General features: G+C 71.7%; 24 protein-coding genes and 1 tRNA gene. 16 read left to right on the top strand and 9 right to left on the bottom strand.

The window, feature by feature from the left end; all coding sequences use genetic code 11:
* Positions 1–5: 5 nt before the first annotated feature.
* Together GQ466_RS15720 and GQ466_RS15715 are read left to right on the top strand one after the other, a co-directional pair.
* A complete protein-coding gene (locus GQ466_RS15720) occupies positions 6–1,304 on the top strand; it encodes a SpoIIE family protein phosphatase (RefSeq protein WP_161103567.1) in 1,299 nt (432 codons plus the stop codon).
* Between the two features lie 93 nt (positions 1,305–1,397).
* Positions 1,398–2,291, top strand: a complete 894-nt coding sequence (locus tag GQ466_RS15715) for an EamA family transporter (protein WP_161103566.1) — start codon at positions 1,398–1,400, stop codon at positions 2,289–2,291.
* Between the two features lie 49 nt (positions 2,292–2,340).
* Here GQ466_RS15715 and GQ466_RS15710 read toward each other — a convergent pair whose 3' ends face one another.
* On the bottom strand, positions 2,341–2,544 hold the full coding sequence (locus tag GQ466_RS15710) for a hypothetical protein (RefSeq protein WP_161103565.1): 204 nt from the start codon (positions 2,542–2,544) through the stop codon (positions 2,341–2,343).
* Positions 2,545–2,755: 211 nt separating this feature from the next.
* Here GQ466_RS15710 and GQ466_RS31620 point away from each other — a divergent pair, with 211 nt between their 5' ends.
* The 6 genes from GQ466_RS31620 to GQ466_RS15685 all read left to right on the top strand — a co-directional run bounded on the left by GQ466_RS31620 (position 2,756) and on the right by GQ466_RS15685 (position 8,989).
* A complete protein-coding gene (locus GQ466_RS31620; protein ID WP_235828180.1) occupies positions 2,756–2,875 on the top strand; it encodes a DLW-39 family protein in 120 nt (39 codons plus the stop codon).
* Between the two features lie 161 nt (positions 2,876–3,036).
* Positions 3,037–3,110, top strand: a tRNA-Ala gene (locus tag GQ466_RS15705).
* A gap of 338 nt (positions 3,111–3,448) precedes the next feature.
* Positions 3,449–4,090 carry a Crp/Fnr family transcriptional regulator gene (locus tag GQ466_RS15700; protein WP_161103564.1) on the top strand — a complete coding sequence of 214 codons (642 nt, stop codon included), beginning with the start codon at positions 3,449–3,451 and terminating at the stop codon, positions 4,088–4,090.
* A 76-nt stretch (positions 4,091–4,166) separates the two neighbouring features.
* Entirely contained in the window at positions 4,167–4,922 is a 756-nt protein-coding gene (locus GQ466_RS15695) for a hypothetical protein (protein WP_161103563.1), read from the top strand.
* A 1-nt stretch (position 4,923) separates the two neighbouring features.
* Positions 4,924–7,065 carry a hypothetical protein gene (locus GQ466_RS15690; RefSeq protein WP_161103562.1) on the top strand — a complete coding sequence of 714 codons (2,142 nt, stop codon included), beginning with the start codon at positions 4,924–4,926 and terminating at the stop codon, positions 7,063–7,065.
* A gap of 469 nt (positions 7,066–7,534) precedes the next feature.
* Positions 7,535–8,989 carry a DEAD/DEAH box helicase gene (locus tag GQ466_RS15685; RefSeq protein ID WP_161103561.1) on the top strand — a complete coding sequence of 485 codons (1,455 nt, stop codon included), beginning with the start codon at positions 7,535–7,537 and terminating at the stop codon, positions 8,987–8,989.
* A gap of 128 nt (positions 8,990–9,117) precedes the next feature.
* On the opposite strand, the gene GQ466_RS15680 is transcribed toward GQ466_RS15685, so the two are convergent.
* Positions 9,118–10,191 (bottom strand): cytochrome P450, encoded by a 1,074-nt coding sequence (locus GQ466_RS15680; RefSeq protein ID WP_161103560.1) that lies wholly within the window; start codon positions 10,189–10,191, stop codon positions 9,118–9,120.
* Positions 10,181–11,587 carry an ABC1 kinase family protein gene (locus GQ466_RS15675; protein WP_161103559.1) on the bottom strand — a complete coding sequence of 469 codons (1,407 nt, stop codon included), beginning with the start codon at positions 11,585–11,587 and terminating at the stop codon, positions 10,181–10,183. The genes GQ466_RS15680 and GQ466_RS15675 overlap by 11 nt, the downstream gene beginning before the upstream one ends.
* A 53-nt stretch (positions 11,588–11,640) precedes the next feature.
* Here GQ466_RS15675 and GQ466_RS15670 point away from each other — a divergent pair, with 53 nt between their 5' ends.
* Positions 11,641–12,228, top strand: a complete 588-nt coding sequence (locus GQ466_RS15670; RefSeq protein ID WP_161103558.1) for a TetR/AcrR family transcriptional regulator — start codon at positions 11,641–11,643, stop codon at positions 12,226–12,228.
* 21 nt (positions 12,229–12,249) lie between these two features.
* The gene (locus tag GQ466_RS15665) at positions 12,250–12,837 is read left to right on the top strand and encodes a hypothetical protein (protein WP_202420449.1); all 588 of its coding nucleotides are present in this window, start codon (positions 12,250–12,252) and stop codon (positions 12,835–12,837) included.
* A gap of 43 nt (positions 12,838–12,880) precedes the next feature.
* On the opposite strand, the gene GQ466_RS15660 is transcribed toward GQ466_RS15665, so the two are convergent.
* A complete protein-coding gene (locus GQ466_RS15660; protein ID WP_161103557.1) occupies positions 12,881–14,449 on the bottom strand; it encodes a helix-turn-helix domain-containing protein in 1,569 nt (522 codons plus the stop codon).
* Between the two features lie 199 nt (positions 14,450–14,648).
* Between GQ466_RS15660 and GQ466_RS15655 the strand changes: the two genes are divergently transcribed.
* Positions 14,649–15,290: a hypothetical protein gene (locus GQ466_RS15655; RefSeq protein ID WP_237417881.1), complete on the top strand. Its 642-nt coding sequence runs from the start codon at positions 14,649–14,651 to the stop codon at positions 15,288–15,290.
* Positions 15,291–15,299: 9 nt separating this feature from the next.
* On the opposite strand, the gene GQ466_RS15650 is transcribed toward GQ466_RS15655, so the two are convergent.
* Positions 15,300–16,142 (bottom strand): acyltransferase, encoded by an 843-nt coding sequence (locus tag GQ466_RS15650; protein WP_161103556.1) that lies wholly within the window; start codon positions 16,140–16,142, stop codon positions 15,300–15,302.
* Between the two features lie 88 nt (positions 16,143–16,230).
* Positions 16,231–16,713: a hypothetical protein gene (locus tag GQ466_RS15645; protein ID WP_337193485.1), complete on the bottom strand. Its 483-nt coding sequence runs from the start codon at positions 16,711–16,713 to the stop codon at positions 16,231–16,233.
* A 143-nt stretch (positions 16,714–16,856) separates the two neighbouring features.
* Here GQ466_RS15645 and GQ466_RS15640 point away from each other — a divergent pair, with 143 nt between their 5' ends.
* Positions 16,857–17,387, top strand: coding sequence for a peptidylprolyl isomerase (locus GQ466_RS15640; protein WP_161103555.1), 531 nt, complete (start codon positions 16,857–16,859; stop codon positions 17,385–17,387).
* A 41-nt stretch (positions 17,388–17,428) separates the two neighbouring features.
* A complete protein-coding gene (locus GQ466_RS15635; RefSeq protein ID WP_161103554.1) occupies positions 17,429–18,322 on the top strand; it encodes a rhomboid family intramembrane serine protease in 894 nt (297 codons plus the stop codon).
* A 123-nt stretch (positions 18,323–18,445) separates the two neighbouring features.
* On the opposite strand, the gene GQ466_RS15630 is transcribed toward GQ466_RS15635, so the two are convergent.
* Positions 18,446–18,703, bottom strand: coding sequence for a cell division protein CrgA (locus tag GQ466_RS15630; RefSeq protein WP_103561288.1), 258 nt, complete (start codon positions 18,701–18,703; stop codon positions 18,446–18,448).
* A gap of 169 nt (positions 18,704–18,872) precedes the next feature.
* Between GQ466_RS15630 and GQ466_RS15625 the strand changes: the two genes are divergently transcribed.
* The 3 genes from GQ466_RS15625 to GQ466_RS15615 are packed head-to-tail and all read left to right on the top strand — an operon-like array spanning position 18,873 to position 20,321.
* A complete protein-coding gene (locus GQ466_RS15625; protein WP_337193484.1) occupies positions 18,873–19,499 on the top strand; it encodes a class E sortase in 627 nt (208 codons plus the stop codon).
* A gap of 11 nt (positions 19,500–19,510) precedes the next feature.
* Positions 19,511–19,693, top strand: a complete 183-nt coding sequence (locus tag GQ466_RS15620; protein WP_161103553.1) for a hypothetical protein — start codon at positions 19,511–19,513, stop codon at positions 19,691–19,693.
* Positions 19,694–19,727: 34 nt separating this feature from the next.
* The gene (locus tag GQ466_RS15615) at positions 19,728–20,321 is read left to right on the top strand and encodes an anthranilate synthase component II (RefSeq protein WP_161103552.1); all 594 of its coding nucleotides are present in this window, start codon (positions 19,728–19,730) and stop codon (positions 20,319–20,321) included.
* A gap of 237 nt (positions 20,322–20,558) precedes the next feature.
* Here GQ466_RS15615 and pknB read toward each other — a convergent pair whose 3' ends face one another.
* The gene (gene pknB / locus GQ466_RS15610) at positions 20,559–22,376 is read right to left on the bottom strand and encodes a Stk1 family PASTA domain-containing Ser/Thr kinase (RefSeq protein ID WP_161103551.1); all 1,818 of its coding nucleotides are present in this window, start codon (positions 22,374–22,376) and stop codon (positions 20,559–20,561) included.
* 369 nt (positions 22,377–22,745) lie between these two features.
* The gene (locus tag GQ466_RS15605; protein ID WP_202420672.1) at positions 22,746–24,215 is read right to left on the bottom strand and encodes a penicillin-binding transpeptidase domain-containing protein; all 1,470 of its coding nucleotides are present in this window, start codon (positions 24,213–24,215) and stop codon (positions 22,746–22,748) included.

Below are 24,215 nucleotides of genomic sequence, written 5' to 3'. Positions count from 1 at the left end.
CGCCCGTGAACGAGCCGACCGGCGACGACCATCCGAGCCGCTCGGGCGACGCGGACCTGGACCAGATCCGCACCGCCCTGGCGCACCTGACCGAACACCACAGCCAGTTGAGCGAACTGCTCGACGCCGTCATCGCGCTCAGCGCGAACCTGGACGTGAAAGACGTCCTGCGCACCCTCGTGGAGACCGGGCAGCGGCTCGTCCACGCCCGCTACGGAGCGCTGGGCCTGCACGACGAGCACGGAGGCGTCACCGGGCTGCTGACCTCGGGGCCGGGCATGGACCACTACATCGAGGACGCCGCCCAGCTGCCGCGCGGCGGCGGGCTGATCGGCGAGCTGGTCCGCACCGCCCGGCCGCTGCGGTCGGACGACATTCCCCACGATCCCCGCGCGGTCGGCTTCCCGCCCGACCATCCGGTGATGAAGACGCTGCTGGGCGTGCCGATCCGCGTCCGCGGGAAGGTGTACGGCAACCTCTACCTGACCGACAAGGACGAGGGTCCGTTCTCCGACGACGACGAGAACGTCCTGACCGCGCTGGCGAGCGCGGCGGCCGTCACGATCGAGAACGCCCATCTCTACCGGCGGCTGCACAGCGCCACCGAGGACTTCCAGCGCCGGCTGCTCCCCGAGCTGCCGAGCCTCGACCTGTGCGAGCTGGACGCGCGCTACGAGCCGTCCTCGCAGGCCCCGCGCATCGGCGGCGACTGGTACGACGTCGTCCGGCTGCCCGGCGGCGCGCTGTGCGTGATGGTCGGGGACGTGATGGGCCACGACGTCCACGCCTCGTCGGTCATGAGCCGGATCAGCAACATGCTCCGGCTGATCGCGTTCACCCGGCGGGAACCGCCCAGCATGCTCCTCGGGCATCTCGACGGCGCGCTGCACGAGCTGCACGACGGGCCGATGGCGACCGTCCTGCTCGCGCGGCTGGAGCCGGACGAGAACGGGGGCCGGCGGCTGTGCTGGTCCAGCGCGGGCCATGTGCCGCCGCTGGTCGCCGTCCCCGGGCAGGGCTCGCGCTACCTGGACGGCGAGGCGGACCCGCCGCTCGGCGTCGACCCCGAGCTGCCCCGCACCGATTACACCCACGACCTGCCGCCCGGCGCGACCATCGTGCTGCACACCGACGGGCTCGTCGAACGGCGCGGCCACCACCTGCACGAGGGGATGGACGACACCGCCGCCATCACCGGCGCCCACGCGTCCCACGACCTGCGGGCGCTGTGCGACGCGCTGATGGGACGCCTCCAGGGCTCCTTCGAGGACGACGTCGCGCTCCTCGCCGCCCGGCTGCGCTGACGCCGCGCGGGAATGTTCCCGGTTTCGGCGCAATTGCGTTCAAGACCGGGACGCACCGCGGAGGGGAGCGTCGGGGCGGCGGAAGGAGGCGCGGTGAGCCGGCGTGGGTGGGCGTTGTTCGCGGTCATGTGCGTGGTGTGGGGCATCCCGTACCTGCTGATCAAGGTGGCGGTGGACGAGGTGTCCGTGCCCGTCGTCGTGTTCGCGCGGACGGCGGTCGGGGCGGCGCTGCTGCTGCCCGTCGCCCTGCGCGGCGGCGGGTTCGGGATCGTCGCGCGGCACTGGCGGCCCGTGCTGCTGTTCGCCGCGCTGGAGATCCTCGGGCCGTGGGCGCTGCTGTCGGACGCCGAGCGCACCCTGTCCAGCTCGCTGACCGGACTGCTCATCGCGGCCGTCCCGATCGTCGGCGTCCTCGCCGCGCGGGCCGCCGGGGACGCCGAACGGCTCGGGCCCGTCCGGTGGGCCGGGCTGCTGCTCGGGCTCGGCGGCGTCGCGTTCCTCGCCGGGCCCCATCTCGGCGGCGGGGACGTGCTGGCCGTCGGCGAGGTGCTGCTCGTCGTCCTCGGCTACGCGACCGCGCCGCTGATCATGGTGCGGCGGCTCGGGGACGTGCCGAGCCTTCCGCTGACCGCGTCCTGCCTCGCCTTCGCCGCGCTCGTCTACGCCGCGCCCGCCGCGCTCACCCGGCCGTCCTCAGTGCCGGACGGACGGGTGCTGCTCGCCCTCGTCGCGCTCGGCGCCGTCTGCACGGTCGTCGCGTTCCTCGTGTTCTTCGCGCTGATCCGCGAGGTCGGGCCGGCGCGGGCGACCGTGTTCACCTACGTCAACCCGGCCGTCGCGGTCGCCGCCGGGGTCCTGCTGCTGGACGAGCCGCTCACGCTTCCGATCCTCGCCGCGTTCGCGCTGATCCTCTGCGGGTCCGTCCTCGCGACGGTGCGGTCGCGTCCCGCCGCGCCCGTCGCCGAGACCAGCGTGACCACCGGCTGATATGGCCGGGAGTGGACGCGCTCACGCATCGTGGCCGGTCAGCGGCCGGTCAGAGGCCGCACCGCCACAGCACGGCGATCACCCCGGCGAGGACGAGGCCCGCGACGCCCGCCGCCGTCCCGCCGAGCACGATCAGCGCCGTGCAGCCGGTGACCGTCAACGCCCCGGCCAGCAGCGCCTCGCCCCGTCCGCGCCCGCTCTCCGCCGGCTCGGACGCGCCGAACTCCCGCTCCCACAGGTGGAAGTCGTCCACGCTCGGATTATCCGTCGAACCCCCCGATCCGCGAAGGTGTCCCCACCGCCACAGCACTGTCCGGATTGGACGTTGGGTCCGATAGGGCCGCGCGAGTGCGGAGCCGCGGCCTTCGGTTGCTAGGCTGCGAAGAACCTGGGGGCCGACTCGCGAGCGATCCGACCGCGATCCCCGGGCCGTGCTTCATAGTCGAAGTGAAGGGGTCCCAACCGTGAAGAAGCTGCTTGTTCTCGCTGTGGTCGCTCTCGGCGGCTTCGCCATCTGGCGCCGGCTCCAGCAGGACCGCGCCGAGCTGGACCTGTGGACCGAGGCGACCTCCTCCGACAACTGAGTCGCGGCGACGAGAACGCTTTCGAGGAGGACCCCGGCGTGACCGGGAGCGGCACCGCCCCGCGCCCGCCCCGATCCCGCCGGGTCCACTGCCGTCCCGGCCGCCCGCCGGCGCACGGCCGCTTCAGGGTGCCCGCCGATCCGGTACCCTGACCACGATTCGGGGCCGTAGCTCAGTTGGCCAGAGCGCCTGCCTTGCACGCAGGAGGCCCGGGGTTCGACTCCCCGCGGCTCCACGAGTCGGCATGTCCTGTTCGGTGCGCTTCGCTGCACCTTCCCGGAAGCCCGCAGTGCCCATCGGGGGGACGACCCCCCGAACCCCCCGATGTGGGGGCTCCGCCCCCACGCCCCCTCCTGTGGTCGCCGCGCTTGATTCAGTTCAGGCGGCCGACCTGCCGGGGCCCCGCTCTCGTGGTCGCCGCTCGCCAGAACGGCCGTTCAGCTCGGTGACCTGCGCTCTCAGTTCCCCTCCCGTGGTGCCGTTCTTGGTCCGCTGGGCTTCTTTGGCCTGATCGGGACACGCTGGCTGGTTGATTCCGTGGGCGCGTTCGTCTTTGTCGTTAGAGAGTCTTGTATGGCTTTCGACGCTTCTACGTGGCGGCGTTTGGCCCCGGACGGCGGTGAACGGCGGTTCGCGGCCGGGGACGTCCTGATGAGCCAGGGCGGACCGGCGGACGTCGTGCACTTTCTCGTCAGCGGGCGCGTCAAGGTCACGCGGCACACGGCCGACGGGGACGTCATCCTGCTCGCCGTCCGCGGCGCCGGGTCGATCATCGGTGAGCTGTCGGTGCTCGACGGCGGTGAGCGGTCCGCGACCGTGACGGCCCTCGACGCGTGTCTCACCCGGACGCTCGACGCCGAGCGGTTTCTCGCGCGCGTCCGCAAGGAGGACTTACGCGACGAGCTGTTGAAGACCGCCATCGCGCTCGTCCGGGAGAACGAGGCGTGGAACGCGGAGCTGGTCGGGCTTCCCGCCGGGCCGCGCGTCGTGCGGACGCTGCTGCGGCTCGCCACGCTCGGTCCCGACGGCGCGCTTGAGGTCGTCCTCGACCAGACCGAGCTGGGGCAGGCCGCCCGGCTCGTGCGGACCGGCGTCGCCGCCGAGCTGGCCCGGCTGCGGCGTGCGGGGCTCATCGCGACGGGACGGCGCCGGATCGTGCTCACCGATCCCGTCCGGTTGCGGGCACTGGCCGGGTCGGGCCACGGCAATGTCTGATTTCCGACAATGCGCCGGGTCCGCGCTGTGCAGGCTGTGAGGCGTTCGTCCGCCGAGCCCGCAAGGGGAATCGTCCGTGGAATCGTTGCGCGCGTTGCTCGTGGTCGACGCCGAGAAGTTCAGCCGCCATCCGGGGTCGGAACTGACCGGCCTGCACCTGGCGATCGTGGACGCGGTCGACCGCGCCATGGCCGCAAGCGGGCTGAAGGAGATCTGGGAGCGGGTCCGGTTCCGCCAGTCCACCGGTGACGGGCTGCTCGCCGCGCTTCCGGTCGACGCTCTCCCCCTGCTCGTCCACCCGTTCCCGCACCGGCTCCAGGACGCCCTCGCGGCGGCTGCGCCGGGGCTGCGGGCGCGCGGGGTGCGGCTGCGGCTCCGCGTCGCGCTGCACTTCGGGTTCCTGGACGACGAGCGCACCGACGCGCCCGGCATCTCGACCGCGACGACCGACGTCAACCGGCTGCTCGACAGCGAACCCCTGCGCTCCGCGCTCGACGCCGGCGACCCGGACGTGACGTTCGCGGCCGTCCTGTTGTCGGACGAGACGTTCCGGACGTTCGTCCTCGACGGCAAGACCGATCTCAAGCCCAGCCAGTTCACCGAGGTCCGGGTCGTCGTGAAGCAGTTCGACCGGCCCGCGCACCTGTACGTCCCGACGCCGTCGCGGGGCGCCGCCGGGCCGCCCGACGCCGAGCCGGACGCCGCGCCCGGGCCGCCGTCCACGCCGCCGTCCCCGCCGTCGCTCGGGAACGTGCAGGTCAGCGGGGACGGCTCGCAGAACATCGTCGGCAGCGTCCTGAACGGCGACGCCCACCTGCACGGACGCGCCTGACGTGGACGCTCCCGACTTCGGCGACGTCCACGTCGAGGGCGACGACGCCCAGAACCTCGTCGGGAACATCATCGGCGGGGACGTGATCGGCAGCCTCAAGCAGTACGTCAACCGCGAGCCGTCGATGGTGCTGTCGTCGGCGTGGATCGAGGACGCGGTGGCGTCCTACGTCCCGGTCGCCAACCACGACCTGGTCGTCGGCACGCTGGAGCGGACGCGGGCGGTCGCGCTCGCGGGCCCGGACGGGTGCGGGCGCACGGTCACCGGGCTCGCCGCCGTCCGGCAGCTCGCGCCGGGCCTGCCCATCCGCCGGTTCTCGGTCGGCCGCGACGACGTCGAGGGCATCGCCGGCGACCGGCCGTGCGCGTACCTGCTGCGGGCGGGCGACGAGGATCCCGAGCGGGTGCACCGCTGCGTGGAACTCGTCCGGGACGCCAAGGGCTTCCTGCTGCTGGCCGGCGAACCGGACGAGCTGCCGCCGTTCGTCGGCGACCAGCTCGGCGTCGTGGCGCTCGCGCCGCCGTCCGCGCTCGCGGTGTACCAGCGGCGGCTGATGCGGCGGGGGCTCGGCTCGTCGGGCCTGCCGGGCTGGCCGGCCGCCGCGCTGCTGCTGCGCGGCGCGACGCCCGCCGAGGGACGGCGGCTGGCGGACATCGCCGAGGCCGTCCACCGGCGCGGCGGCGCGGCCGACGAGATCGAGCAGGCGTACCGTAACTGGACCGACCGGCTGGACCGCTGGTTCCGCGAGCACGAGGAGCCGCAGGACCGGGCGCTGCTCATCGCGGCGGCGGCCATCGCGCCCGCCGACGAGGTCAGCGTCTACACGGCGGCGCGGTCGCTGGCCCGGCACCTGGACGTGCGGGTGAACGGGGCGGGGCTCGCGTGGCGTCCGGTGCGGGGGCTGGCCGCGCTGCTCGGCGCGGAGAAGCGCGACCGGGTGCTGGAGTTCGGGCCGTACGGGTTCGCGGAGGCGGTCGTCCCGTTCGTCCTGGACGAGTACCCGCTGACGCACGTCGACCTGTTCTCGTGGCTGGCCGAGCTGCCCACGAGCGACATCACGCTGCCCCGGACGCTGCGCCGCAAGCTCGCCGAACTCCTCGCCGACCTCGCCGCCGAGCACGGCCGGGACGAGGCGATCACCGACACGGCCGCGCGGTGGGCCGGGCGCGGCGAGGCGGAACTGGCGTTCGTCCTGCTGTCCCGGACGTGCCTGCACCCGCACGTCGGCGGCCGGGTGCGGCGCGCGCTGTACGACTGGTCGCGGACGCCGTCGCTGTCGCCGCAGCTCAAGGAGACCGTCGCGCGGACGTGCGCGGTGCTCGGCGAGGCGCTGCCGTCGGTGGCGCTGACGCGGCTGAAGCACCTCGCGACGTTCGGGGACGCGAGCATCCGCCGCATCGCGGTCGAGGTCGCAGCGGACCTGGCCGAGCGCGAGCCCGTCCTCGTCCTGCACGCGGCGCTGGACTGGTGCGGCGGGGACGGCCGGCGGCGCGCGGCGGGCGTCGACCTGTTCCTCGCCCTCGCCCTCCGGACGGACGGCTACGGCGCCCCCGCGCTGATCACCAGCGAGCACACCGACCTGACCCGGGTGGCCGTGGTGTGGGGGATCGCGCTGGAGCAGCCGTCCCCGGCGTTCTTCGCGGCGGTGGCGCTGTGGCTGGACGCGGCGGTGCGGTGGCCGCAGCTCGGCGCGGCCGTCGTCGGGACGCTGCTCTCCGCCGCCACGGCCGGACGGCCCGGCGACGCGCTGTTCCTCCTCCTCGCCGAACGCGTCGGCCCGCGGGGGGCGCCGATCGTGCTGGAGCACGCGACGCCCGGCCTGCTGGCGGACCTGTGGGCGGTGGCGCTCGCGCGGTGGATCGAGGAAAGCGGAACAACGTTCCCCATCGTCGCGGGCGTCTGGTTCGGCGCGGCGGCCCGGCGGCCGGAGGTGCGGGCCGTGCTCGTGGACATCCTCGCCGGGGCGACGCGGAACCGGGTCATCGCCGCGGACGCGCTCGTGGAGCTGGTCACATCCTGGGCGGGCGCGGAGCGCAGCCGCCGGGACGTCCGCGAGGAATTCCTGCTGCGCCTGCTCGAACCGCCGTGGCGTCGGCTCGTCCTGAAGGTGTGGATCCGCGTCCGCTCCGTGCTGGAGCGGTGACCCGTCAGGGCCGGTCGCGCTCTGCCAGGACGCGCTTCGCGAGGCGGTATCCGGACATCAAAAGCATGAGAATCACCACGATCAGCGCCGTACTGATGGCCATGTCGACCACGGACCTCTCCTTCCGTCGGCGAGCCGGGCCGGAGGGAAGGCCCCAGGGCGGCCGAACCGGGGTACAGCGGCCGGACGGAACGTACCCGTCGTTTCACCGTGCGGAACCGAAGCGTCCGTCAAGGACGGGTCGACGGATTGCCACGACAAACCGGTCTCGGAGGGATGAAACGACTGGCGCGGAAGAGAGAAGAAGACTTTCCACCGGGACGGGGCATAACCAGGCCGTGCGCCGACGTTAGACTGGACGAATCACTCTTACGACGCTGAACGCGTCCGGCTCGTCCTTGCAGCCCCCGGCCGACACCTGGTCCCGGTGGCCTTTCGAGAGACGTGCCCCCCTCTCGGAAGGTACTGCGTGACCAACGTTTCTGCTGCACCCGACCTCGCCGCGTCCACCGACGCCCCGGTCCCCTCCTTCGCCGAGCTGGGCCTGCCCGGTGAACTGATCGCCGCGCTCGCCCGCCAGGGCATCGAGGCGCCGTTCCCGATCCAGGCCGCCGCGATCCCCGACGTCCTCGCCCAGCGGGACGTCCTCGGCCGCGGCAAGACCGGCTCCGGCAAGACCCTCGCCTTCGGGCTCCCGCTCCTCGCCCGCCTGGCCGGCCGCCGCGCCGCGCCCAAGCGACCGCTCGGGCTGGTGCTCGTGCCGACGCGCGAGCTGGCCCAGCAGGTCCAGACGAACCTGGAACCGCTCGGCCGCTCGCTCGGACTGCACTTCAAGACCGTCATCGGCCAGACGTCGATGTTCAAGCAGATCGACGCGCTGCGCCGCGGCGTCGAGATCCTCGTCGCCACGCCCGGCCGCCTCAAGGACCTGATGCGCCAGGGCGCCTGCGACCTGTCCGACGTCGAGATCGTCGTGCTGGACGAGGCCGACCACATGGCCGACATGGGCTTCCTGCCCGACGTCACCGACATCCTCGACCAGGCCAAGCCGGGCGGGCAGCGGCTGCTGTTCTCCGCCACGCTGGACCGCGACGTGGACGTCCTCGTCCGGCGCTACCTGAACGACCCGGTGACGCACGCGATCGGCCCGGTGGACGAGTCCGTCGACACGATGGACCACCACCTCCTCCTCGTCGCGCCCAAGGAGAAGGGCACGATCACGGCGGAGATCGCCAACCGCGAGGGCCGGACGATCCTGTTCGCCCGCACCAAGCACGGCGTGGACCGGCTCGCCAAGCAGCTCACCGACGTCGGCGTCCGCGCGGCGGGCCTGCACGGCGGCAAGAGCCAGGGCCTGCGCACCCGCACGCTGCACGAGTTCCGCGAGGGCTCGATCAACGTGCTGGTCGCGACGGACGTCGCCGCGCGCGGCATCCACGTGGACGACGTGTCGCTCGTCATGCACGTCGACCCGCCCGCCGACCACAAGGACTACATGCACCGCGCGGGCCGCACGGCGCGCGCCGGCGAGAAGGGCACGGTCGTCACGCTCGTCCTGCCGCACCAGGTGCGCTCCACGTCCGCGATGACGCGCCGCGCCGGGATCGACGCGCCGCGCACGCGGGTGGCGTCCGGCGACGAGCGGCTCGTCTCCCTGACCGGGGCGCGCATCCCGTCCGGCGTGCCGATCGCGGAGCCGCTGATCCCCGAGCGTCCGCGCCGCAGCGAGGGCGGCGGCCGTGGCCGTCCGGGCGGCGGCGGCCGGGGCCGGCGCTACGGCGGCGGCGGTGGCGCGCGGCGCGGCGAGTTCCGCGACGGCGACCGCCACGAGCGGCGCGACCGTCCGTTCGAGCGCGGCGAGCGCCAGGGCGGTGGCCACGGCGGCCGACGCGGCGGCGAACGCCGCCCCGCCCGCTCCAGCTGATCGTTTGACCGCGAGCCCCCGTCCCGCGCCTGGGACGGGGGCTCGCGGCGTTCTCAAAGCTGGACGCGCAGCCCGTGAAATGCGCCACGCAGAGCCCCTGTCCCCCGTGACGGGGGCTCGCGGCGTTCTCAGAGGCGGACGCGCAGCTCGTTCAGGCCGTGGAAGGTGGACGACGCGCGCCAGGTCGGGTCGCCGTCCCGTCCCAGCTTCGGGAAGCGTGTGAAGAGGCGGGACAGCGTCTCCGCGGCCTCCATGCGGGCGAGGGCGGCGCCGAGGCAGAAGTGCGCGCCCGCGCCGAACGCCAGATGGGGGAGCGGGGGGCGGGCGAGGTCGAGCCGGGCCGCGTCCGGGGCGCGGCGAGGGTCGCGGTTCGCCTCGCCGATCATGACGAAGACCTGGCTGCCTGCGGGGATCTCGACGCCGCCGACCGTGTGGTCCTCCAGGGCGACGCGGCCGGCGAGTTTCACCGGGCTCTGGTGGCGGAGCAGTTCCTCGACGGCGCGGGACGGGTCGTCCAGCAGGGCGTCCTTTTGTCCGGGGTCGTCCAGGACGGCCAGGGTGCCGGTTCCGATGAGGTTCGCGGTCGTCTCGTGCCCGGCGGCGAGCAGCAGGACGCAGGTCGCGAGCACCTCGTCCAGCTCGATGCCGTCCACGGCGAGCAGCGCGCTGATGAAGTCGTCGCCGGGGGCCGCGCGGCGCTCGGCGATCAGCGGGGTGAGGTACAGCATGATCTCGGTGGACGCCGCCGCCGCGAGCGCCAGGCCGTCCGGCGTCACGTCGAGTTCGAGCAGGCCGGCGAGCGCGGGCGTCTCGTCCCGGAACAGCTCCGCGCCCTCCACGCCGACGTCGAGCAGTTCGGCGACCACCGCGAGCGGCACCAGGTAGGCCAGTTCGCCGACGAGGTCGGAGCCCTCTTCGAGGCCGTCCAGCGCGGCGTCCACGATCGCGGTGACGCGGGGGCGCAGCCGCTCGATCGCGCGCGGCGTGAACGCGGGGCTCAGCATCCGGCGCAGCCGCGTGTGGTCGGGCGGGTCGAGGAACAGCAGGACGTTCGGCGGCAGGTCGGCGAACTGCGGCGGCGTCCGGGGGCTGCGGCGCGGGTCGCTGCTCCAGCCGGCGCCGCGCAGGACGGCCGACGCGTCGTCGTAGCCGGAGATCAGGAACGCCCCGGCGCGCTCGTCCCAGCGGACGTCACCGGACATGGCCGGCCGCCGTCCGGAACGCGCGGTCCTGCTCGCCGTAGGGGGTGGCGGGTGGTCCCGCTTCGTCCCATTCCCGGCGGATCGCCTCCCACGGGCCGGTGGCGTTCAGCTCGCCGAGGATCGCCGTCACGCCGAGGTCGATGCGCGACAGGAACAGGAAGTGCGGCGGCGGCGTCATCTTGCGGACCACCTCGCGGAACCGGCCGTTGATCGAGTACTCGGACTCCACCAGCCGCGCCGCGTACTCGCGCGTGAACGTGAACGGCTGCGGCGCGACGCTCGCGCGCAGCGACTCGCGCATGTAGGCGAGCAGTTCGGCGGGCTCGGGGACCTCGGCGCCGTTCAGGAAGCCGCTGGCGCGGAACGTCGCGGTCAGCTCCTCGGCGTCGCCCGCGACCGCCGCGCGCACCGACGCGACGATCGCGTCCATCTGCTCGGCGGTGAACCGGCGGACGCAGCCGAAGTCGAGGAACGTGACCGTCCCGTCGCGGTGGAACAGGTAGTTGCCGGGGTGCGGGTCGCCGTTGAACAGCCGCAGCGTCCGCAGCCCGCCGACGGAGAAACGGAACACGGTTTCGCCCCAGAGGTCCTTGAGCCGCTGGTCCTCGTTGAGGGCGTCCGCGAACCGCAGGCCGTCGGCGAGTTCGGTGGTGAGGACGCGGCGGCTGCTCAGCTCCGGCACCACCTCGGGGATCCGGATGAACGGGTGCCCCCGGTAATAGTCGGCGAACTCCCGCTGGTGGGCGGCCTCCGTCCGGTAGTCGATCTCCTCGCCGATGCGCTCGGCGACCTCCCGCGCCATCCCCCGCACGTCGAGCTGGACGGGCCGGGGCATCATCCCGCGCGCCAGCCGGAAGAACGTCGCCAGCAGCTCGGTGTTGGCGAGGTCCGCGCGGATCGCCTCCTCCACGCCCGGGTACTGCACCTTCACCGCGACGCGCCGTCCGTCGCGCAGCCGCGCCGCGTGGACCTGGCCGATGGACGCGGCGGCGAGCGGCGTCGGCGTGAACTCGGCGAACAGCTCGCCGGGCGGGGCGCCCAGCTCGGCCTCGATCGTCCGGGCGGCCAGCTCGGGCGGCATCGGCGGGGCGTCGTCCTGGAGCCGCGTCAGCGCCGCCTGGTAGACGGACTGGTACTCCTCGCCGACCATCGGGCCGAAGCTCACGAACGACAGGAGCTGCCCGGCCTTCATCAGCACGCCCTTGGACCGGCCGAGCCGCTCGGCGTACCGCTCGGCGGCGCGCGCGTGCGCGGCGGCCCGCCCCTCGGAACGATCTTTGGCGCGCAGCCGGAGCGACGCGACCACGGTCTCCCCCGCCGTCCGTCCCGCGAGCCCGACGAGCGGCGCCGTGCGCGCCACCCGTCCGCCCCGGACCGGACGTTCGTCCTCGCCCATCACTGACTCCCCGTCAGTAGACACTGAGTTCGCCTCAGTGTTTACTTAGGCCCATGACGACGTCAACCCCCACCCGGGACCGCATCATCGACGCGGCGATGGAACTCTTCGGCGCGCACGGCTTCCGCGGGACGAGCGTCGCCAAGATCGAGGCCGCCGCCGGCCTCACCCCCGGCGCCGGGGGCCTCTACCACCACTTCCGCAGCAAAGAAGACCTGCTCCGCGCAGGCATAGACCGCCATCTAGCCCGCCTGAGAGCCCTGCGCGACATCCGTGCAACTTTCACGGGCGTAGGCGACCTGCGCACCGAACTCACCCTGACGGCCCGCTACGCCCTGGCCGAACTGGACGAAGAACGCGAACTCCTACAAATCCTCGCCGCCGAGGCCCGCTCCCGCCCCGACCTGGTCCGCGACGCCGTCAACCAACTCCTGGGCACGTCCCAACAGGACTTCGCCGCCCACCTGGCCGACCTCGGCAACCTGCCCCCCGACCGCGCCAACGCCATCGCCGCAGTCGCCCTGGGCTCCCTCTACTCCGCCCGCATGCCCCGCGACCTCTTCAACGCCGACCCCACCCTGGACGACGAGACCTTCGTCCAGACCTGGGTCGACATGCTCATCACCCTCCTCACCCCCTGACCTCGCGCTACGGTGGCGCCCGTGAACCTGGGCGACCTGTCGAAGACGCCGCACGACGACGTCCTGGACGAGGCCGAAGCGCGCCTCCGTCTGCGCATCTCTCGCCAGGACGGCCACTACAGCGCACTCAACGGCACGGCCGGATTCCCGACCGACGCCGGTACGTGGGTGCGACTGTCGTGGCATCGGCCAGCGAAGGTCAGCGCCCAGGCCATCACCGGTTTCGAGGCGGCGCTCGGACTGGACGGCGTGCCGCGCCCGGTGTGGAAAGCAGCCGCCGCCTGGCACGACCGCGGTCGTGACGTGGTGTGGCGAGCGGAGGAGATGACCCGTTCAGCCGACCCGGCCGTTTCCGAAACCGCGACCATTGCGGTGGATCCCGGCCTTCCGGAGGCTTGGTGGTCGGAGTTGCGGGCGGCCTGCACGACGCTCGCCAGATACGAGACGTCCCGGCTCTGCGTGAGTCAGGAGCACCGTGCTGTCGACGCGGACCGGGAAGCTCACACGGCTCCTGTTGTGCGCCAACACTGCGCGGGCCTTCAACCGCACCGGACGGAAACTGCCCCTCACCGACGTGATGGCGGACGCTGCGACGACCTTGCTCGCTGAACTCGCCTGAGCGAACGGCCCCCGGAAGGTACGGGGCCTGCGGTCAGACGATGCCGGGGCGAGGAGTGAGGCGGTGGTGGGCCAGGGTCTCGTCCAGGTCGCGGACGGCCCTGGTGCGCTGCCACGGCTTCAGCGCCTTGCGTGCACCGCTAATGCCTTTGCGGATGGAGGTGGACGTGTTGATGCCGGACAGGGTCGCGGCGATCTCCACGCTCTTGCTGGCTTCTGGGGCGTTGCCCTGCTTGATGAGCGCGTGCGCCCGGTCCAGCACCGTGAGCGCGTGTTCGCGTACATGGGCCTTGTTGACGAACTGCAGGGAGCGGTCGGCTGAATCCACAGAGTCCTGGGTGTCCCCGACGATGAGTGACGTCCGGCTTCGCATTCCCCAGTAGAACGCTTCGCCGTAGCGGTACCACCATGCGGCCAGCTCCTGGGGGGCCGCCTTCATGGCCTGGATTTCCGCGAACTCCTGTTCGTGGGCGTAGCGGGTCCGCCTGGCGTCTTGTTCAGTGGCGTAGGCATATGCGGCGACATCGTAGGCGTATCCTCGGATGGCCGGGCTGTCGATCTGGGCGGCCCATGCCTGGGCGGCGACGGCGTGGTCCATCCCGACGCGCGGCTTCCCCTGGTGCGTTGCCATCTGGCTCATGTTGCACAGGACGTAGGCCGCAAGTTCCATGTTCTTGGCATCGTGCGCCGCTGTACGCGCTTCCTCAAAGTAGTGCTGTGCGGTGCGGTAGTCGCCGAGGTCGTAGAACTGGCATCCGATCATGTCGGCGAGACGCGCGTACAGCGTGAGCAACCGCGAACGCAGTTCTTCGGGGGCTTCCTTGACGAATGCACCGACGATCTCCCGCTGCGTGGTGGCCACCTGAAAAGTCGCCGTCGGACCGAACGTCTCGGCCTGCAGTTGGTAGTGCTCCAACGAACGTTCCAGATGGGCCACGGTCGTTTCGTCGATCCGACGGGGATTGCGCAGCGCGCCCAGCACGCGGTCGCGCTCGCCCGTGTCGGTGAGGTCGAGCGTGGGTGCCGCAGCGGCGACGGCCAGTGTTGCGCTGACGTACTTCAGGACATCACGCCGGTCGAGGCCGAGGTTCTGGCCTTCCGCCCACATAAGCACCGCCTGCGCTAGTTCGTTGAAGACTTCGGGATCGACGGTGTGAGGCAGGCCGCCGATCGCGTCCGGCGAGATCAACCGCAGATCGCCGAGCTGTCCAGGCAACGTGAGCCCGTTCGCCGACCGCTTCGCCGTGGGAGCGGCGGGGGTGTAGTCCGGCAGGTCCGCCAACAGGTCGGAGACCGCACACTCATAAAGCTGCGCCAGACGATCGAGCGTGTCAAGGGACGGGGCGTGACCCGTGGGGCCGGGCCACTGTTCCCAGAGGGAGAACGCTTTGAAGGTTTTGATGTCGTCCGGCCAGCGGGTGTTCCACGCATCCGCTGCGTCGGCCTGGCTCCAGCCGTGGGCCAGGCGCAAAGCCCGGCGGGCGTTGACGCGGTAGTCGCGGCGGAAGACTGCGGCCACTTCGGCCCAGGTGCGGCCTTGGGAGCGCAGATCACGGGAGCGCTCCATTTGTTCCTGTCGAACGCTGCGCGGTCCGTCCGCCATGATCGTTTCTCCTCCGTCCCGCGGGTGACGTCGCTCGTACGGTAACCCGGCCGACGAGCCATTCGGATGCGGATTCAGAAACTCCCTGTTGAACCGGGAATTTCTGCGCGATCAAGTTACGGATACGCCAGGTGGGGGCGTTCGGCGATCGGTCGAGAGAGTGGCCGTCACGATCACCCATCGAGAGGAATTTCGGGTCATGGCGTATATGACAACGAACCAGGCATCCGTCAACATCCTCGGCGGCGGGGCCGTCGTCCCTTACATCACGGCCTGGAGTTCGGAGCAGGCGCTTCCCTCACCGGTCGTCCACCGCAATCGCGGCATCGCCTACGCCGACGAGTCGCCGGTCGACCGCGACCAGGACTCCGTGCTGTGGGCGCGGATGTCCGCCAGCCCCGGCGTGGGTCGGCCGCAGTTCAAGCGGATCCACGTCCTGCGGCAGCGCCGCTCGATGCGCAAGCTGCTGTGCCAGGTGTGCGGCGAACCGAAAGTCGTCCGTCCCGACGGGACGCTGTTCCTGCTCAGCCAGGACGAGTACGACTTCGCGCCGTGGCCCGAGCCCGTCCTCACGTCCAACCCGCCGGTGTGCCCGCCGTGCGCTCGTCTCTCGGTGGGCGTCTGCCCGCATCTGCGTCGGCACTTCGTGGTGATCCGCGCCCGTGCCTTCGCGCTCGCCGGGGTGCGCGGGAACCTGCACGTCCCCGCCCTGCCGCATCCCGTGCCGGTCCGCGCGTACACCGCTTACTACGGCGACCCCGCGCTCCGCTGGACGAAGGCGTCCCAGCTCCTCATGCGCGTCACCGACTACGACGTGATCGACATCGACGCGGCCACGTGAAAGCGCGGGTCAGCCGGCCTCTTCGTGGAGGTCGCCGGGAGTGACGTCGGCGGCCATGCGGGCGCGGTCCTCCTCCCGGAGGCGGTCGGAGAGGATCTGGAGGCCCGCCATGCCGTCCATCGCCAGCAGCGGCAGGTCCTCGACCGGGGCCAAAGGGGCGGTCGTGGGACGCAGTGGGGGTTGCCAGCCCGTTTCGGGGTCGTGGCTGCGCAGGATCTTGGCGGGGACGCCGCCGACGACCGCGTGGTCGGGGAACTCGCCGCGCACCACCGCGCCGCCCGCCACCGCCACGTTACGGCCGAGGCGCGTGCCGGGGAGGATGATCGCGCCGGTGCCGATCCAGCAGCCGTCGCCGATCACGACCGGGTTGTTCTCCGGCCATTGGCGGCCTATCGGCATGGATAGATCGCCGTAGGTGTGGTTCTGGTCGGTGATGTAGACGTTCGGGCCCGTGAAGACGTCGTTGCCGATCTCGATGGACTGGTGCCCGACGATGTGCGTGCCGCGGCCGAGCGAGCAGCTCTGCCCGATCCGGACGATCACGTCGGGGCCGAGGTCCAGGCCGGGCACGAAGCCGGCCGAGATCGTCACATGCGTGCCGACCAGCGTGTGGTCGCCGATCGAGATCCACGGCTCGCCGTAGATCGTCCCGACCGGGAACCCGATCGCCGCGCCCTCGCCGAGATAGGCGAACCGGCGCCGACCGGGGGTGTGCGGGGTGATCTCGCCGTGCCGCTGGATCCACTCCCAGCCCTGGTGGACGGCGGTGTGCAGGCCCTGCCGGGCTCGGCGCCGCAGCCGGGCGGCGAGCCCGGCGCCGAGGGGTTCCGCCCGGCCGCGATTCGCTGACATGCGTTCACGGTACCGGTTGGTAGAAAGCGCGGGAATCCGCCCGGACGGTCAAGAGCCCGGCCCCCGGCGGCCGGGCTCCCGCCCATGCTCACGACGACGCTCGGGCGCCGTCCGCGCTGTTCGGCGACCCGGTGACGGGCTCCGGCTCGGTCGTGGACTCGTCGAACGACGCCGTCTGCGCCCGCCGCGTCCGGATCATGCCGACGACCCCGGCGAAGGCCGCGACCGCGAGACCGGTGAACATCACCCGGCGGACGCGCCCGCGCTTCGGATCGGCGGGCTCGACGCGCTTGGCCGCGTCGGCCAGCACCGCGCTGACCTTCGGGCCGAGGTCGCTGTCGACGTACTTCGAGGCGCTCTCCAGGCGGGGAGCGCTCCACGCGCGGGCGGCCAGCAGCCGGTCGGCCGTGACCTCCCGCGTCTGCCGTGCGGCCGGGCCGATCCGCTCGGCCGCGGCCGACGCGCCGCGCTGCGCGACGTCCACCCCCTGCGCGACCGCGCCCTGGGCGCGATCGAGGGCTGCACGGACGTCCTGTTTGCGGCCACGACGGTTACTCAATCTGAGGGACACGCTAACCTCCCTGTTTGCGAGGTCCTGTCCTGCAGCCTTCCCCGCGGGCGAGGGGTAAACCCCATTCGGGTGATCTTGTGATGACGTGGGGTGATCATGGGCCCATCGCGTTCCCGCACACCAACGACGAGGAGGCAGCCCACGTGGCTGAGGAAATCTTTGCGACGCTGAACACGACCGCCGGAAAGATCGTCGTCCAGCTCTACCCGGAGCAGGCGCCGGAGACGGTGGCGAACTTCGTCGGGCTCGCCGAGGGCGGCCGGCCCTGGACGCACCCCGCCACCGGCCAGAAGACCGAGGACCCGCTCTACAACGGGACGATCTTCCACCGCGTCATCCCGAACTTCATGATCCAGGGCGGCGACCCGCTCGGCACCGGCACCGGCGGCCCCGGCTACCAGTTCAAAGACGAGTTCCACCCGTCCCTGAAGTTCGACCGTCCTTACCTGCTCGCCATGGCCAACGCCGGGCCGGGCACCAACGGGTCGCAGTTCTTCATCACGACCAACGTCCAGAACACCGCCCACCTCACCAACCGGCACACGATCTTCGGCAAGGTCGTCGAGGGCACCAACATCGTGGACGCGATCTCCAACGCCCCGACGGGCCGCAACGACCGTCCGGTGCAGGACGTGGCCATCGAATCGGTGACGATCGAGCGCCGTCAGTCGTAATACAGGGTGAGACCCGACCCCGGCCCCGAGAGAGCCGCCCCATGACCTCAGATTCCCCGCACGTTCCGGAGACGTCGGTGCCGTCGTGCTACCGCCATCCGGGACGGGAGGCGTACGTCCGCTGCACCCGCTGCGACCGCACCATCTGCCCGGACTGCATGCGCGAGGCGGCCGTCGGCCACCAGTGCGTCGAGTGCGTGAGCGAGGGGGCGAAGGGCGTCCGGCGCCCGTCCGGCGCGCCGCGCGGCGGGGGCGACTGGCGGCCGACCGTGACGTTCGCGCTGATCGGCCTGTGCGTCGTCGCCTTCCTCGGCGAGATCGCGTCGGCGCGGTTCGTCTACGAGCTGCTGATGACGGGCGTCGCCGTCCTGCCGGACGGTTCGGTCGGCGGCGTCGCCGAGGGCCAGTGGTACCGGCTCGTGACGTCGATGTTCCTGCACGAGCGGCCCAACGGCGACGCGCTCGCGATCACCCACATCCTGTTCAACATGTGGGCGCTGTGGGTCGTCGGGCCGCCGCTGGAGCGGATGCTCGGCCGCGTCCGGTTCCTCGCGCTGTACCTGCTGTCGGGCGTGGGCGGTTCGGTGCTGCTGTACGTCCTGGATCCGGGCGGGGCGGCGGTGGGGGCGTCCGGCGCGATCTTCGGGCTGTTCGCCGCGTTCTTCGTGCTGGGTCTCAAGCTGGGCATCCCGGTGCAGCCGATCGTGCTGGTGCTGGTGCTCAACCTGGTGATCACGTTCGCGCCGGGGACGAACATCTCGTGGCAGGGCCACATCGGCGGGCTGGCGGTCGGGGGGCTGCTCGCCGCCGCGTACGCGTACACGCCGGCGCGGCTGCAGCGCGCGGTGAACGTGGCCGCTCCGGCGGTCGTGGCGCTCGCGCTGCTGCTCGCGGTGGTGGTGAAGACCGCCTCGATCCCGGGGTCGGTCCTGTAGGTCACGGACGGACGCCGCCCGCCCGCAAGGGTAGGCGGCGTCCGTTCTGTGGAAAACCCGGCGGACGATCCCCAGCCTGTGGATAACTTCGGTGGATTCGTCCGGTCCGAAACGGGGTAAGGCTCAACGCCAGCGCGTCGCCGCCACCAGCCCCAGGATGATCAACGCGAAGCCGATGCCCAGGTTCCAGTTGTGCAGGCCGGACATGACCGGCACGTCGGTGCCGGTGCTGGCCGTCACGTAGAACACCGCGATCCACAGCAGCCCGACCAGCCACAACGTGACCATCAGCGGCGCCAGCCAGCGTGGGCTGACCTCGGGGGCCTTGGACTTCTGCGGCGGCGTGTAGACGGCCTTCTTGCGCACTTTCGACTTGGCCACGGCGAGATCGGTCTCCTCGGGGCGGCCCGGAACGCCGGTCCGCGACGGTGATTGGTGTCGGTAAGCGTAGTCGCTGGTAGGCAGCGTACGGCGTTCGGAGCGGGTAAGCACCACCCCGTCCGCGCAATACGCTGATCCCCGGTACGCAGCCAGGGGAGGACGAACAGCGGTGCGGGTGGTCATCCGGGGGATGGGCGAGCTGTGCGTCACCGCCGGGCTCGTCCTGCTGTTGTTCTTCGCGTACGAGCTGTGGGGCACCGGCGCCTACACCGCCGGGGAGCAGCACAAGCTCGACACCGCGATGCGGAAGTCCTGGACGAACACCAAGGTCACGACCGAGAAGGTGCGCCTCGGGACGGGCGTCGCGCTCCTGCGGATCCCCCGGTTCGGCAAGAAGTACCACTATGTCGTGATCGAGGGCGTCAGCCGCGCCGACCTCCGCAAGGGCCCGGGCCACTACCCCGGGACGGCCCTGCCCGGAGAGGTCGGCAACTTCGTCGTCTCCGGCCACCGCACGACCTACTCGGCGCCGTTCAACCGCGCCGCCGAGCTGCGGCCCGGCGACAGGATCCTCGTGGACACCCGGGACGGCCAGTACACCTACACCGTCACCGGGCTCAAGATCGTCAAGCCGACCGAGGTGGACGTGACCGCGCCCGTCCCGTTCCATCCCGGCCGCCGCCCCACCGACCGGCTGATCACGCTCACGACCTGCCATCCGAAGTACTCCGCCGCGCGCCGACTGATCGTCTTCGGCCGGCTCACCGCGACCGTCCCGCGCGCCGCCGCACACTGAAGGAGGCCCCCGTGTACCTGTGGATCTGGCGGCGGCTGCCGGACGACCCGCGCGTCAAGCTCCTGATCGTGGCGGCGGCCGTCCTCGTCGCGGGCCTGGTGCTCTGGTACGTCGTGTTCCCGTGGCTGGAGCCCAAGACCCAGTTCGACCACGGCGTGATGGACGGGACGCCGTCCCCGACCCCGCACCGCTGACCGATTCCGGACGGTTTCCGGGCAGAATGTCCGGATGCGCGTCCTCGTCGTGGACAACCACGACAGCTTCGTCTTCACGATCGTCCAGTACCTGCGGGAGCTGGGCGCGACGTGCGACGTCCGCAGCCGCACCGAGGCCGCCGTGACCGACGCCGCCGGGGCGGACGGCGTCCTGCTCAGCCCCGGCCCCGGCCATCCCGCCGCCGCGGGCGTGTGCCGCGACCTGGTCCACGACGCCGTCCGGACGGGCCGGCCGCTGCTCGGCGTCTGCCTCGGCCACCAGGTCGTCGCGCACGCGTTCGGCGCGACGGTCGGACGCGCGCCGGAGGTCGTCCACGGCTACACGAGCGCCGTCCGCCACGACGGCGACGGCGTGTTCCACGACCTTCCGGACGGCTTCGCGGCCATGCGCTACCACTCGCTCGCGGTAGCCCCCGAAACGGTCGCCGACCCCCTGACGATCACGGCCCGGACGGACGACGGCGTGGTCATGGGCGTCCGCCACCGGACCCGCCCGATCGAGGGCGTCCAGTTCCACCCCGAGTCCGTCCTGTCGGCCCACGGTCACCGGCTCCTCGGGAACTGGCTCCTGACCTGTGCGAACACCCCCGTCACGCGACAATCCTGAAATTTCTACGGAAACGTGTAACACACGGGTGGATCCCACCGAAGTCCAGAACGAGGGCTTCCGCCATTGCCCCCGAGTGGCGGAAGCCCTCTGCCAATTCTCGTCGGCGGCCCGAACTCGACGCTCCCGCCCGTCATCTCAGACGGTGGGGAGCCAGGGGGTGGGACTCCCCGACGCAAGGACGAAGGCCCGGCCCCCCTCCCCGGGGGCCGGGCCTTCACCGTTCGCGCCCGGCCGCTAGTGCGGGAACGGGAACCCGTTGTTCCCGTTCCCGCCGCCGTTCCCCGGCGGGGTCGGCGAGGTGGGCGGCGCCGACTGCTTGGGCACCACCATGATCGTCACCGACTCGCCCGGCGTGGCCTTCGACCCGGCCGGCGAGTTCTGCTGCCACACCCATCCGGCCTGCGTCGTGTTGCCGAGCGGCGGCGCGGCCTCCTGGATGTCGCACCGCAGGCCGAGCACCTTGAGCTGCGTGCAGGCCGTCTTGGCGCTCCGGTTCGTGAGGTCCGGGATGGTGACGAGGTTCGCACCCGACGACACGTACATCGTCACCGTCGAGTTCTTCTTCGCCTTCGAGCCGCCCGACGGGTCCGTCCGGATGACGTTGCCCTGCTGGACGCTGTTGGACTTCTCCTGCTTGATCTCGACGTTGAACCCGGCGCCCTCGAGCTGCTGCTGCGCGTCCGCCGACGGGTCGCCCCGGACGTTCGGGACCTCGACCTCCTCGGGCGGCTTGGGCCCGCGCGAGATCGTCAGCGTCACCTCGGAGTTCTTCGCCACCTGGTTCTCGGCCGGCGGGTCGCTCTCGATGACCTTGTTCTTGTCGACCTCGTCGTTGTACGCCCGCTTGATCTCGGGATTGACGCGCAGGCCGGCCTTCTCGATCGCCGCCTTCGCGTCCGCCAGCGACATGTCCGCGACGGCCGGGACCGCGACCTTCGGCGGCCCCTTGTCGTTCCCGTTGGACAGGACCAGCCCGAGCACCGCCGCGCCCGCGATCACGAGCACGGCCAGCGCGATCCAGATCGCGGCCTTCTTGCCGCCCCCGCCGCGCTCGGGCTCGTCGTCGTAGTGGACGGGCGGCAGATCGTCGTACCCGTTGCGGACGGGCCGCTGCATCTGCGTCCGTCCGGGCCCGCCCGGCACGCCGCCCATGACCTGCGTCGCCGGCGGCCCGCCCATCATCATCGTGGACGCCGCCGTCGACGCGACCGGCTGCCCGTGCAGGACCCGCTGGATCTCCTGCCGGAACTCCGTCGCGTTCTGGTACCGGTGGTCGGCGTTCTTCGCCATCGCCTTGAGGACGATCGCGTCCGCCCACTGCGGGATGTCCGGATCCACCTGCGACGGCGGGATCGGCTCCTCCCGGACGTGCTGGTAGGCGATCGCGACCGGCGAGTCCCCGGTGAACGGCGGACGCCCCGTCAGCAGCTCGTAGAGGACGCACCCCGTCGAGTAGATGTCGCTGCGGGTGTCGACCCGCTCGCCCCGCGCCTGCTCCGGCGACAGGTACTGCGCGGTGCCGATGACCTGCGCCGTCTGCGTCATCGTCGCCGCCGAGTCGGCCATCGCCCGCGCGATGCCGAAGTCCATGACCTTGACCTCGTGGTTGCGGGTCAGCATCACGTTCGCCGGCTTGATGTCGCGGTGGACGATCCCGCCCCGGTGGCTGTAGTCCAGCGCCCGCAGGATCCCGTCGGTGATCTCCAGCGCCTTCTCCGGCCGCAGCGCGCGGTTCTCCCGCAGGAGGTCGCGCAGCGTGCTGCCGTCCACGTACTCCATGACGATGTACGGGATCGAGTTGTCGCCGATCATGTCCTCGCCGGTGTCGTACACGGCGATGACGGACGGGTGGTTCAGCGACGCCGCGGACTGGGCCTCGCGCCGGAACCGCTCCTGGAACGTCGGGTCGCGGGCGAGGTCGGACCGCAGGGTCTTGACCGCGACCACCCGGTCGAGGCGCAGGTCGCGGGCACGGTACACCTCGGCCATGCCACCGCGTCCGATGACGGTGTCGAGCTCGTACCGGCCGCCGAGCAGCCGAGGTTGACTCATATCCGTACTTTCCCTCGTACCTCTACGCCTGGTCCTCCGAACCTAGCTCCCCGACCGGTGTGCGCGGGGGAGACGGGCTCCGAGTTGACGGAGTCGTGGTCGTCTCCGTCAGGGTGGTCGGCCCCGGCCCGGGCGGCAAGGGTCGTCGAGATGTCATCGCCGCCGCGGCCCCGGACGTTGCCGGGACGGACGGGGAAGCGGGTGCGCGGCGGCACCGGATCGGCCCGGCGGGCGGGCGGGAGCGGTCGGGCGCCGGGCCTCGTCGCCCGGTCGCCGTTCTCCGCAGGAGGGTAGCCGGTGCGCGCGGCCCGTCAAAAACCGGTCCGTCGAAAACCGGTCCATGGAGAACCGGCCGTGCGCCGTCGCGGGTCACTTCCGCCGCACCTGCGCCATGATCGACGCGGCGATGGGCCCGGCGCCGGACGCGCCGTCGCCCGAACCCTCGGTCACGACCGCGAACGCGTACCGGGGGTTCTCGATCGGGCTGAACCCGACGAACCACCGCGCGTTCGGGAGGCCCGCGCCCTGCTCGGCGGTGCCGGTCTTGCCGGCGATGTTCTGGCCGATGAGGTTCTTGGCGGTGCCCTCGTTGACGACGGCGCGCATCATCTCGCGGAGCTGGCTCGCCGTGTCGGACTTCATCGCCTCGGAGAACACCTTGGCGTTGGCCTCGTACAGCGTCTTCTGGTCCTTGGTGGTCACCTTCTGGACGAGGTACGGCTGCATGATCTTGCCGTCGTTGGCGACCGCCGCCGCGACCATCGCCATCTGCAGCGGCGTGGCCCGGACGTTCTCCTGCCCGATGCCGGACCGCGCGGTGCCGTCCCGGCCCGTCGTGACCTTGTTGCCGTTGGCGTCCACGTACGACAGCGGGACGTCGCTCTCGGCGGGCTTGACCAGCGGCTCGATCGCCCAGTGCCGGTTGAAGCCGAACTTGCTGGACTCGTCGTGCAGCTTCTGGATGCCCGCGTCCAGCGCGATCCGCCCGAACGTCGTGTTGCAGGACTCGGCGAACGCGCCGATCAGCGGCGCGGACCCGGCGCAGCTCCCGCCGTCGTGGGAGTTCGGCAGCGGGTTGCCCGACTCGGGCAGGATCAGCGGCCCGGTGTTCACCGTGGACGTCTTGGTCATCCCCAGCTCGTCCAGCGCCATCGCCGCGACGACCGTCTTGAACGACGATCCGGGCGGGAACGTCTGGCTCATCCCGTTGTCGATCAGCGGCTGGATGACGCCGCGCTGCCCGTCGAGCTGCTCCAGGACCTTGACGCCCTTCTCGCCCGTCTGCGGCGCGACGAGGTTCGGGTCGAACGACGACGACGAGGACAGCACCTTCACCGCGCCGGTCCTGATGTCGATCACCGCGGCGCCCGCCCGGCGGGTCGTCCCGTTCTTCAGGAGCTGGTACGCCCGGCGCTGCGCGTCCGGGTCCAGCGCCAGCTCCACGTTCGCGCCCTCGGCCTTCTTGCCGATGAACGTGTCGAACCAGCGCTGGTGGGTGATGCGCTTGTCGGTGCCGCCGAGCAGCGAGTTGTAGGCCAGCTCGACCTTGGACGCGCCGCCGTTGAAGTACCCGGTGACCGGGGAGAACGCCAGGCCGTCCTTGTAGGTGCGGCCGTACTTGGGGTTGTCCTTGCCGGTCAGCGACGACGACGCCAGCACTTCGCCGCCCGCGGTGATCTGCCCGCGCGGGCTGTTGAAGACGTTCTGGTACTGCCGCGCGTTGTTCGGGTCGTTGCGCAGGCTCTCGGCCTCCGAGCCCTGGACGTAGTTGACCTGGATCATGAGCCCGAAGAACAGCAGCATTCCGAAGATCGCCACACGGCGGATCGGCTTGTCCAT

The sequence above is a fragment of the Actinomadura rayongensis genome, from assembly GCF_009831215.1.
GTDB lineage: Bacteria > Actinomycetota > Actinomycetes > Streptosporangiales > Streptosporangiaceae > Spirillospora > Spirillospora rayongensis.
Note: the sequence above shows the minus strand (reverse complement) of the source record. Positions and strands in the feature narration are given on the sequence as shown.